Source organism: Putridiphycobacter roseus, from assembly GCF_003234935.1.
GTDB classification, from domain to species: Bacteria; Bacteroidota; Bacteroidia; order Flavobacteriales_D; family Crocinitomicaceae; genus Putridiphycobacter; species Putridiphycobacter roseus.
Genome location: NZ_QKSB01000010.1, coordinates 56,581 through 67,788, shown reverse-complemented (window position 1 = coordinate 67,788; position 11,208 = coordinate 56,581). Strand labels below are relative to the sequence as shown.

The window sequence follows — 11,208 nt, the reverse complement described above, 5'->3', positions numbered from 1 at the left end:
TTCTTAAAAGGTTGTTAGTTCTTGTAAAAATAATTCATTGCCCATGCATTTTTAAAGCCAGGTTCGTTGATTGAATTAGAAATAATTAAAGCATCAATAACCCCTTTAATGTCCTCTGAGTAGTATAAAACAACATAATACTTTTGATTTCTCGAATTGATTAAAATTTTAGATTGCGGAAATAATGGAATGGCAGTTTTTAATAATCTTTCTGCTTCCTTTAAAGTCGAGTAGGTGCCATTTACAATATAGTAGCCATTTGGTGAAGCCTCACTGTTCATTACTTCTGTAAAATAATCATCTTTAATTTTAATACTTTTTGTTTGAATAGATTCATTTAAACCATCATAAATTGGTTTTTGGTTTACTTTGATATTTTTACCATCTACAGCTCCTTTATCTCCCTTTTTTAAAATGGTTTGGTCTTCGTTTTTTTTTGTTTTATTTTTTGTTTTTAAGATTTCATTCTCTCGTGGAGATGCGGTTTCTGTAGTTTCATTATTACTTTTAATCTCCTCATTTGTATGGTGTATTCGGTTGATAGAATCGAAATGGGTGAGTGTTTCTTTGATGAGTACATTTTCATCTTCTAGTACTTTTTGTTCAATTTTTTTAATGTTTATCTGGTTCGTTAAACTATCAATAATTGCGTATTGAATAGCATCTTTTACAGCCTGTTGCTCAACCACTGTTTTTAGTCTATTTTCTAACTTTTCTTCTGAAAAATTGTTGTTTTCTGCTGGTTTATTCTGTTTAATTTGATAGAAAAGCGCTATTTCAAAATTATTACTGTTAGAAATGGATGCCATTGCGCCAATTGGAATATCATATGCCATGCTTATTTTTAAATTTTCAATAAAAGAAAAGCCAATACTAGCAGCAACAGCATAGTCACTTTTGTAGGTGGCACCAAGCCATCCCCATTTTTGATGCCCAGCTAATAAAGTAGCAGAATAGTGTAATGGTACGTTTGGGGAATAGATTGCTAAAATATCTGGTTTGACAAAAAGGTTATCGTGTTTCTTAAATTTAAAATGGTAACTACTGTTAAAAACATATTGTCTAGCCAATTCAAAACTATAAAGATTAGTGTTACTTAGACTGAATTTATTTTCTAATAATTGTGGCATTGCGATTCCTAATGTAAAGGCTTCGTATTGCATGAATACACCAAAATTTGCATCTAAAATGGTTTTATTACTGGCAAAACTTTGTTGGAGTACAGGGTCATTTGCGTCTCCAATAATTTCATTCATGTGTATGCGTTGATCAATTATACCTACCGATAAGCCAGGTTGTATGGTAAGCTTATCGGATAATTTAATACGGTATGCATAAGAAAGGTGAGCGTTTATTCGATTGGTTAAGCCTAAATTATCGCTACCTAAATTAAATCCGATTGCCGAGTTTGAGGTTTTTAGTCTAGTATGTGCAACTAACAAATTGGTGATAATTCCACCGTTAAAGTCTGCCCATTTTTGATTTCTTATTATGCCCATTTCAGCACCGTCGTTCATGCCAGCATATGCCGGGTTATAAACAAATGGAGAAAGGTAGTTGTGTTGAAGTAATGGAGACTGTTGACCAATGCAAATACTGCTGATATTAATTGCTGTAAACAAGAATAATTTAAAAATATTTAATTTCATTTATTGCTGATCTATGATGGTAAACGTTCCTTTAATTACAGGTTGATTTTTGGCTAGTTTTAAGGTGTAAAAATAGGTGCCATTAGGTAAATTGTCAGTGTTCCAGTTGTTCAAGTATGGACTTGCTTGGTAAACCATTTGTCCATATTGATTGAATACTTTTACTTCGTTTTGATCAAAAAATTCAATTTCTTCTATCTGCCAAGTATCATTAAATCCGTCACCATTAGGTGTAACTATATTATGTACTACAATAATGGATAAATCAACTGCCACAATTACATGAAAATTATTGGTAAATATGCAATTTCCCGGTCCGGTAATTTCGACCAAGTAATCGGTGGAGGTTTCAGGGGTCGCAATGGGATTATAAATGGAAGGGCTATTGAGGTATATATTAGGGGTCCAATGATAACTAAATCCTGGATCGGCTAATAAAGAAATACTATTCCCAAGGGTTATGGTGTCTGTACTTGATGACAAAGTTGGATGCTTATAAATGTGAATTACATGATTTGTAGTATCATTTTCACAACCTATTTCACTATTAATTACTCTAAAATTGGTGGTTTGATTGGTGGTGTTATAAGTATAGAAAGGGGTAAATTGAGAAGTGTTACTCCATGTTAAGCCACTGTCTAATGAGATTTCCCACCAAAAGTTAGCATCCGAATAGCCTTGTAAGAAAATGTCGAGCGAATCACTTAAATAACATACCGAATCTGGAGCGACTATGGTTCCTGCTGTTAAGTTCTGTATAATTTGAATGGTCAATAATGCAGAAGTGTCGGGCGCACAATTTTCATTTTGAACCACTACAGCAAAACCGGTAGTTTCCTTAATATTAGCATAAAATAAAGTGTCGTTTACATTAGGGATGCTATTAAAAGTAGCACCATTATTCATACTTGAAACCCAAGAAATGATATCGCCTGTAAAATTATCGACGTAAATTAAACCATTGTTTATGGTGTCACAAAATGAATTTGCACCAACTAAAATTCCTGCATTGGAGGAGTCGAGGATAGTGATTTGAAACATGGAAGTGTCTTGTGGGCAATCGCCTGCTTGAAAAATTGCACGATAATTTGCAGATGTATTAGGGATATTAGTTTGAAAAGGATTCGTATTTCCTGTTAGCGTTGTCCAATTTGTACCATCCGTTGAAAGTTGCCAATTTAATAAATTGCCATTACTGCCATTTACCGTCAAGGTATGAAACGGTTCATCTTTACAAATACTGTCTACGCCTTGAATTACACCAGCATTACTTTGTTCTATGTAGCTAATGTGGATTACATTGCTGGAGTCAGCAGGGCAGGTGCCATTTTTCACACTTGCAAAGAATTGAAAATTTGGCGTAATTTCATAATAAGATAGCGTATCATATGGGTTTACATAATTTGTATAGGAAGTGCCATTGTTTAATGACAAATACCATTGGATGTTATCTCCGGTGTAGTTGTTCAAATGAATTACTGTTGGAAAAATGGTATCACAATGAATAGAATCGTTTTCTAAAATACCTGCATGACTGATAGAGTCAATTTCTAATAAGTGATAGACTGTATCGTTTGGACAGATACCATGGAAACCATTAAAAATAACACGATAGTTGGTGTTAGAAGTGATGTTGTTGTATGATTGGCTAGTGGAATTGTTTGTCAAGCTGTTCCAATTGGTTCCGTTATCGATACTGTTTTCCCAATCTAAGATTTGACCAGAATTACCAACTAAATCAAGAGCGCCATTGTTCATGCCGATACAAACATTTGTAGCGCCAGTAAATGTACCTGGTGTTGGCGTACAGTCATTTGTAATGGATGCTGTAACTGTATCGTTGGAAGGGTTAGTGTCATTAATATCAGAAACAACAAAGGTGAAGTCGTGAATGGCACAAGCAGATAAATCTACCAGCGTATTGAATTCATAAATATAAGTCGTACTCGTAGCAAGTATTGGTACGGTAATACTTTCTGTAGTAGTGACGGCATTCAAAGTATAAGAAACATCAAAAGTTCCAGAGTAAGGAGAGGTAGCCGCATTAATGATAGTGATTTTCACTATTTCTGCATTGGTTAAATTACAGCCAGAAACAGGAGACGTAATGGAAGTACTTATTGTCAAGTCACTTGCAAAACTTAATTTGGCTAGTAATAAGGTGACTATAAAAATAAATTGCTTCATTAAAAAATAATTACAAATTAGCTACAAAGGTAAAAAAACATCATTAAAATTCGCGTTAAATGACACCTTATTTTTAATAAAATACTGTGTAATCAGTTTGTTAATGGGTAGTAGTTACCAAATTCTATAGTCTAATTGTGTATTTACTATACGGGAAGTAGGGGTTTGCGTTCCATTGGAGATATAATTCACTTGGTATTGAATGTATTCTTGTAATTCTGAGATATTTATTTTATTGTCTTTGTTTAAATCTGCTTCCTTGTTTTTTAGTCCGCGAATCAAGCAATAAGTAAATAAACCATTTTCCCAACGTTCTCCTTCCATGGCATATTCAGTACCTGCTGAGGAGGCGATAATTGTGGCTCCAGTACCCTTTCTTAAATCAGTAAATAAACTCTTCATCAATTCATTGGTACTTAAAAGTCCCAAGGGTTTTTCTTTTTCTTTAACGTTAACGCCTGCTCCTCCTCTAAATATAATGTCACTGGCTTTCTCCGTACTACTTGGGTCCGCCACTTTTTCTACCTCATCTTTTTCTAATTCCCCACTATGACAAGTATCTATGAATAATAATTTTCTTAATGCTTTCAAGTTGTCTACTAAGCTTTCCATTATTTCATAAGGTATCCCTCTTAATTTAGGGTTGTGAAAATCCATGTCGTAGGTCGCAAAATAATAATTGAAATCCTCATCTAATATACCATGACCGGCTACAAAAACAATTACCATGTCATTAATACCTGCTTTTTCAAGAAAAGGTTTAACGGTATTAATATTTTCTAAAGTTACTTCTTCATCTGTGAATTCGCGACTATAAACATTGGTAAAAGATTTACTGTCGGTAAAAGTTTTGATGATGTCTTTTGCATCTTTTGCAGCATAATTTAAATCGTATTGATTTTCTTTAAATTTACCAATACCTATGGAGACTAAGTAAAGGTTAGACTCCTTTACTTCATTCGTGTTAAATAGGTTATAGGTTTTCTTGTAACTATCTACACCCTTTACATTTTGCACGCTTACTTCAATTCTATTTTTTCCTGCAGCCAATGGAATATTGAATAAATGTGCAAAGTTACTTGTGTCGGCATAAGAAACATTAAAACCTTCCACACCATATATGGCCACACCATTTAACCATACATTAATTTTTTCTAATTTGTATTTTGAATCTTTCGCATTTACTTTTATCTCCGCAAAATTCTTGTTGGTTTTTGGTTTAAGATCTTTTAAATTGGTAATTTCAATTTCGGGTAAATGAAAGTCTCTGCCCAGTTGGTCTTCGGTGAAATTTAATTTTTTTAGTCTTTTTAAATACGCTTGATGATAGGCAGCAATTAGTTCTGTATTTTTACTTTTTAAAGCCGTTAAAACTAAATCTGGTCGATTGTATTTTATATCAAATAAATCTGGGTAAAAATATTGGTCTTTATATTTAAAGCCAAAATCGTTAATTGCTCCTTTGCTGATCAAGTAATAATTGTCTTTTGTGATAAAGATAAAGTCGTTATTTTTAAAGGGGATAATAGTGGTGATTAATGTTTTTTGCTCAAAATCCCATAATTTCACCGTACCATCATAGCTACTAGAAACAAAATGTATTCCATCAGGATGAAAAGATATATCAGTGACTAAGTCAGAGTGTCCTTTAAAAGAAAAGTACTGTTTTTTAGTCTTGTAATCGTAAAAGATAATGCGATTTGCAGGGTCAATTAACACCACGTAGTTATTGCGTTTAAATACTTTTTGGTAACTATCAGGTAATACGTTTTCAATTCTTTGGGTAGTAAGGTTGAATATGAACTGTCCTTTTTCCACAGAATTAATCCAGATTTTATTTTCGGCTATTTTAACAAAATCTTGAATTTTAAAATCTAAAGTATCTGCATTATAATAAAATTTATTTTTATGTAATTTCCATTCATAAATAACATTTTGATGTCTTGCATTTGCAATAATGGTGTTATCATTAATAAAGCTTATGGATTCAAAGGATTCCCAGTTTTTAAACTTGTACAGGTGAGTCGCTTTGTTCTTTTTGAAATCATAGTGTGTTAAATTTGGATTGCCAGAAGTACCAGCAAAAATAATTTGATTGCCGTCTTTACTAACGTCTAACACCTTAACTTCGCCTATTGGTGGTTGATAGGTTCCTAAAGCTTTAAATAAAAATGTTTTCGTGTTGGCTATTGGGTATTGTTTGTATCTAAAGTTATCCAAAGACTTGTCATCAATTGGATTGGTTTTATGTAGTACATGATTGTCTGAGGTCGCAATAAAATAATCTACTCCATTGGGGGATTTTTGAATTTTATTGATGGCATAGTCCGAAGTTTTTTGAACCGCAACTTTTGGAAAAGCCGCAATTAAGTCAATTTCAAAAATAAACCCTAGTTCATCACCAACATATATTTTGTTACCGTCATGGCTATAGTTTACCGTGTTTTTTCGGTGAATACTGGAGGAAACCCTACTTTCTAATTCTAATTTTTCTGTATTCCAAATGATAATACTTCTGTCTTTTCCTGCAGAAGCGAAAGATTTACCATCCTTAGAAAAACGGACGTCATTCACTGCCGAATAGTGGGCGTCTAACGTTGTGACAAGGTTTCCGCCATACTTGTAAATGTATACTTTGCCATCTTGACCAGCAGCAATTACTAAATCTTCATTGGGACTAATATCAAAGGCATTTAATTTTGTTTCAATAGAATTAGCGGATAGTCTGTTTAGTGGTATTTTTTTGTTTGCTAGACGTTTTAAAATGATGCCTTTCTTCATGGCAAATTCTATTTTCCCATTTTTATCTAGGTAGTAATTTTTTTTCCTATTCGTAGGCGTTTCTATAATGCCCATGTCCATTAATTTTGAGTGATTAATGTCAAATCCGAGTATGCTATTTTTTGTTCTTACAAATAAATATTTTTCATCTTCACTAAAGGATATGTTTTCTATTTCCTCAGCTTCATCTATATAAAAAGTGGTTAATAATCTCCCTAAACGAATATGCCAAATTATTATTTCAGAATTCTCTCCTAAAGATGCCAAGTATTTTCCAGAGTTAGAAAACTCTAAAAGCTCAATATCGCTAGAGTGTGTTCGGTGAACTACCAATTCTTCTTTTTGTGAAAAAAGACTAAAATTCAACAATAGGAATAATAGGAATATTATTTTTTTCATGTTAGTTATAGATTGGATGAACTAGAAAACGATTAATGCCGTAATCGATATATAATTCTAAGGTCTCTAAGGAGTAGTCAATTGAATAATCAACGTTGTTAATAGGCGTTTTACATACCCTATAGAAATAGTTCTCAATTTGTAAGTTACCTTTTCGTAATAATTTTTCTAAGTTTTGAAGTACCACATTTGTTGCTTTCATTTTAGTTTCAAAATATGCTACGCCATCTTCTGTGTCACTATAGCCAACTCTTTTGTTGTAATTGTTCACCGAGAAGCCACCTGACCTGAATACAAGAGGAAGGAGAATAGGCGTGTTTTGGTAGTTAATGACATTCAATTGAATGCCGTTTGCAGTAAATTTTGTTATTAAATTATTAAAGGCGATAGGATTAAAGTTTTCATCTGTTATTTTACTGTAATTAATATAAGTGATGTAGCGGTTTTTTACACTGGGCAGTGGCGCATGATTAATAATTTCATCCGCAGCTTTATTCAATAAGTTTAATACTTCTGTTATTGGTATAATTGGGTAAGGTATTTCATTCGGACTTTTTAATTTTGGTTGACTTACCATGTGTGTATTCGCATAAAATACTTGCATTAAAGTGGTGTCGTTAGTATTGTTGGGGTAGAGGACATCTAAGTTTTGATTATTCCAATAGCCGATATAAAATTCATTGTTGTGTGAGATAGCTTCTTTTCTATATGCCTCTAAAAAGAAACCAGTCGCCTCATGATACATTCTTGTTTTCGCATTTTCTGGATTAATGAGCATTAAATTAAAGTAGTTAATGCTTGGACTTTTTAAGGAGGTACTATGGCTAATGGAATCGCAAATTCTTAAATAAGGCGTGTCTTCTCCCAGGTTCAAATCAAAGTTAAAATCTTTTTGTTTTTCTTTGGTCCCTAAAACTTTATTTTGGATATCTAAAAAGCTTGACTGAAGTATAAAACTACTATCTGTTTCTTTAAATACTTCAGCTTTGTATAATAGGGTTGCGCTACCTGCGTTTTCTAAAAATTTGGGATCTATCCATTCTTGCTTGCTACAGCTGCTAAAGACAACCAATAAGCAGACTATTACATGTATTTTACTCTTCATATAAATAGTTTTTCTTAGTAACATCCTTATTGCTTAAGAAGTAGTAACTTAAGTTAAATTCAATTTGCCATATAGTTCCCCTGAAAACGTTATTTTCAATTAAGTTTTCAAAATTAGGTACATAATTTACATACCGCGCACTCATATTAATCTTCTTGACTTGTTGGCCAATACCGATCATGTATTGGTACCGAAATTTTTGTTCGGTGTCATAAAAAACTCCCTCAAAATGATTGTCTCCAAAATTAACTTTGTCTTCATACACTCCTTCTTGTGTTCCTGTATAATAATTGTTACTAGGTCTTTGAAAATCATATACGGTTTCGAAGGACCAAATTCCACCAAGAATTAGATAAGGAGTATTGATGTTTTTAAAAAGGTAGTAAGTCCCGAAAAATGGTAAGCGTAATGATTTTTTATTCATTAACCTTTCCGATAGGTATGGTGCGTTAAATTTTAATTGAATAATTTCTAATAAGATTTCAGGTTCAAAATTTAAGCCTAATTTTTTTCTAGAAAACCTAATGTTGGCACCTAGTTTTAAGTTGTTGGCAACATTAAAATGATTAATCAAGCTATTGCTTCCTGCTTTTTCAGGGGTATATGTATAGTTACTGCCTTCTGGTTTGTAATATGGTGCTTTAAAATCTACTTTTTGAAAAGCATTCGTACCTACATGTATACCCAGTTTAATTTCTTGCGCATACCCATTTTGTATACATAGGAATAACAGTAAATATGGGCGTAAAATTTTAATCATTTATACTTGTAAAAATAAATTTGTAATCCCAAGTTGACGTTAGCTTCTACTTCGGCTCTTTGAAGCGGGTTACTATCCATAGCGACATTGATACTTGATTTAATGATCAAGGGCATTTTCCCTAGCTTTATGTTTAATGGACTTACACAGAAAAAACTTTTAAACTTTTTGTCAAATTCTTGGTCGTAAATCCCCATATTTCTGTAAAATAAAGAGAACCCAAATTCATTAATAAAGTACAAACTAAATAATTTCCCTCTAAACGAAAAGAATGGAGAAAGGTAAGTCGCTCTTAATTCAAACTGACTCCATGTATAATAATCTTTATGTGTAGTGTATTTACTGTATAATGGGTCTTGCCGGTTTAAATATGCCATGAAACCATTTAAGTACAGGTTTATCCCTGCTAATTCATCCCTTCTTTTTTTTGAAAGTGTCATTTTTTTTGACCGAATAAATAAATAGTGGTATCCTAAACTCAAGCCATAATTCTCACGGTTGTATTTTAAAGGACCATTTTCTAACAAAGTATCTTTCTTTAAATAGGTCTTGTTGGTGAAAAAAGCAACATTCCCACCGATTGAAAAACCATGTTTTTGTCGGATTTCGGGGGAGATAAAAGAATTGTCATAAGGTTTGTAATTGACAATGTCACTCACTTGTGCATTTGAATGACTCAAAAGTGTAATAAATATTAATAAAAATAAACTCCCTTTTATGTGCATTGTTCTACCTAAGTGATTAACGCAAATATACAATTTTAAATCGACTTTTTTGTAAAGGGGAAGGCAGTTTTGTGTCCATTCATGAAAAGATAAAAAAAGCTTGCACCAACAGTATAATATACGATATCCTTTATGTCGCTTACATGCCTTTTATCTATGGTGGGCAATAAAAATTCAAAAATAAAAGAAAAATAAATAGTCATGACTATTACCATGGTCATGGATAATTTTTTTAGGTGATGAAAGGGAGATATTATGAATAAGAGTAAGCAGGTGTATAATACAATGGGTAAGCATATTAAATCCGTAAAATAGTACTGGAAAAAGGGAGGTAAGGAGAGATTTAAATGTTTTAGGTATTGTATTAATGCGTAAGTAAGAAGCAGTAATACATACCCGATAAATTGTTTTTTGTTTAACCTGCTGCCCATGCTATAAAATATGCGATTAAAGTGCCAATTCCCATAAAAAATATCCATACCGAATAAAACAGATAATACAATATTCTTAAGGGGATAAAAGGATGTGTTTTTAGGCGCTCATTCCATATCTCTAATTTGCTTTTTGGAATGGCAGCTTCTATTGCATCTTTTTTTTGGGTTTCTATTTTCTCTATAACTTTTAAATCGATTGGACTATTACAGAATTGACAATAGGATTGGTTGGTATTCCATTCTCCACATTGACTACACTTTCTTTGAATAATACTTTTTTCCACTTTTAAGATATTCATGCAAAGATAATAAGTTTGAAATAATTATTTTTGTACAAATTATTTAACAATGAAAATTTTACTTTCCCCAGCAAAATCAATTGATTTTGAAGTTGACGTGACTAAAAATACACCTACACAGCCTTTATTCTTGTCGGAAGCTGAATATTTAATTCATAAACTTCAAAAATTAAGCAGTCGACAAATTTCGGATTTGATGTCGGTGAGTAAACCTATTGCAGATTTAAATTATGAAAGGTTTCAACAATGGCAGTTACCATTTACTAAAGATAATAGTAAAAGTGCGGCTGACATATTTACGGGCATGGCATACCAAGGATTAGATTACCCTTCTCTTTCTATTGAAGAAAGAGCAAGAGGCCAAGAACAGTTAAGAATACTTTCTGGATTATATGGGGTATTAAAGCCCTTAGATTTAATTCAACCTTATCGATTGGAAATGGGGACCCGATTTAAGATTACACCAAAAGTAAAAAATCTATATTTATACTGGGGAGATAAAATAGTAAATACATTAAACGCTGAGCTGGAGCAGGATGAGTTTCCAATATTAGTCAATTGTGCTTCTTCAGAGTATTTTAAAGCCGCAAAATTAAAAGAAATTAAAGGGAAAGTAATTACACCAGTATTTAAGGATATAAATAAAAATGGGATCTACAAAGTAAATATGACTTTTGCTAAAAAAGCAAGGGGATTAATGACCCGGTTTTTAATTACAGAACAAGTGGATAGTATTGAAAAAATTAAAACTTTTTCTAGTGCAGGTTATTGGTTTTGTAATACCGAAAGTACAGCAGAAGAATTTGTTTTTAAAAGAGGGTGATTTAAGATATACCACTGAATATGGTAAACTTATTTTCCTGCTTAAT

The 11,208-nt window shown here is 32.4% G+C and carries 8 protein-coding genes; 1 reads left to right on the top strand and 7 read right to left on the bottom strand.

The annotated features are described in order from the left end of the window. Positions 1 to 14: 14 nt before the first annotated feature. From DNU06_RS14005 to DNU06_RS13970, 7 genes are all read right to left on the bottom strand, one after another. A complete protein-coding gene (locus DNU06_RS14005; RefSeq protein WP_111064123.1) occupies positions 15 to 1,649 on the bottom strand; it encodes a PorP/SprF family type IX secretion system membrane protein in 1,635 nt (544 codons plus the stop codon). Continuing rightward, positions 1,650 to 3,836 (bottom strand): gliding motility-associated C-terminal domain-containing protein, encoded by a 2,187-nt coding sequence (locus DNU06_RS14000; protein WP_111064122.1) that lies wholly within the window; start codon positions 3,834 to 3,836, stop codon positions 1,650 to 1,652. It lies immediately after the preceding gene. Positions 3,837 to 3,950: 114 nt separating this feature from the next. After that, a complete protein-coding gene (locus DNU06_RS13995) occupies positions 3,951 to 7,016 on the bottom strand; it encodes a WD40 domain-containing protein (RefSeq protein ID WP_111064121.1) in 3,066 nt (1,021 codons plus the stop codon). 1 nt (position 7,017) lies between these two features. Beyond that, complete coding sequence (locus tag DNU06_RS13990; RefSeq protein ID WP_146239257.1) at positions 7,018 to 8,121, bottom strand: hypothetical protein; 1,104 nt, start codon at positions 8,119 to 8,121, stop codon at positions 7,018 to 7,020. Next, positions 8,111 to 8,881 carry a hypothetical protein gene (locus DNU06_RS13985; RefSeq protein WP_111064119.1) on the bottom strand — a complete coding sequence of 257 codons (771 nt, stop codon included), beginning with the start codon at positions 8,879 to 8,881 and terminating at the stop codon, positions 8,111 to 8,113. The genes DNU06_RS13990 and DNU06_RS13985 overlap by 11 nt, the downstream gene beginning before the upstream one ends. Then, a complete protein-coding gene (locus DNU06_RS13980) occupies positions 8,878 to 9,606 on the bottom strand; it encodes a hypothetical protein (protein WP_111064118.1) in 729 nt (242 codons plus the stop codon). The genes DNU06_RS13985 and DNU06_RS13980 overlap by 4 nt, the downstream gene beginning before the upstream one ends. 415 nt (positions 9,607 to 10,021) lie before the next feature. Continuing rightward, positions 10,022 to 10,339 (bottom strand): hypothetical protein, encoded by a 318-nt coding sequence (locus tag DNU06_RS13970; RefSeq protein WP_111064116.1) that lies wholly within the window; start codon positions 10,337 to 10,339, stop codon positions 10,022 to 10,024. Between the two features lie 49 nt (positions 10,340 to 10,388). Here DNU06_RS13970 and yaaA point away from each other — a divergent pair, with 49 nt between their 5' ends. Further along, positions 10,389 to 11,162, top strand: a complete 774-nt coding sequence (gene yaaA / locus DNU06_RS13965) for a peroxide stress protein YaaA (RefSeq protein ID WP_111064115.1) — start codon at positions 10,389 to 10,391, stop codon at positions 11,160 to 11,162. The last annotated feature ends 46 nt before the right edge of the window (positions 11,163 to 11,208 follow it).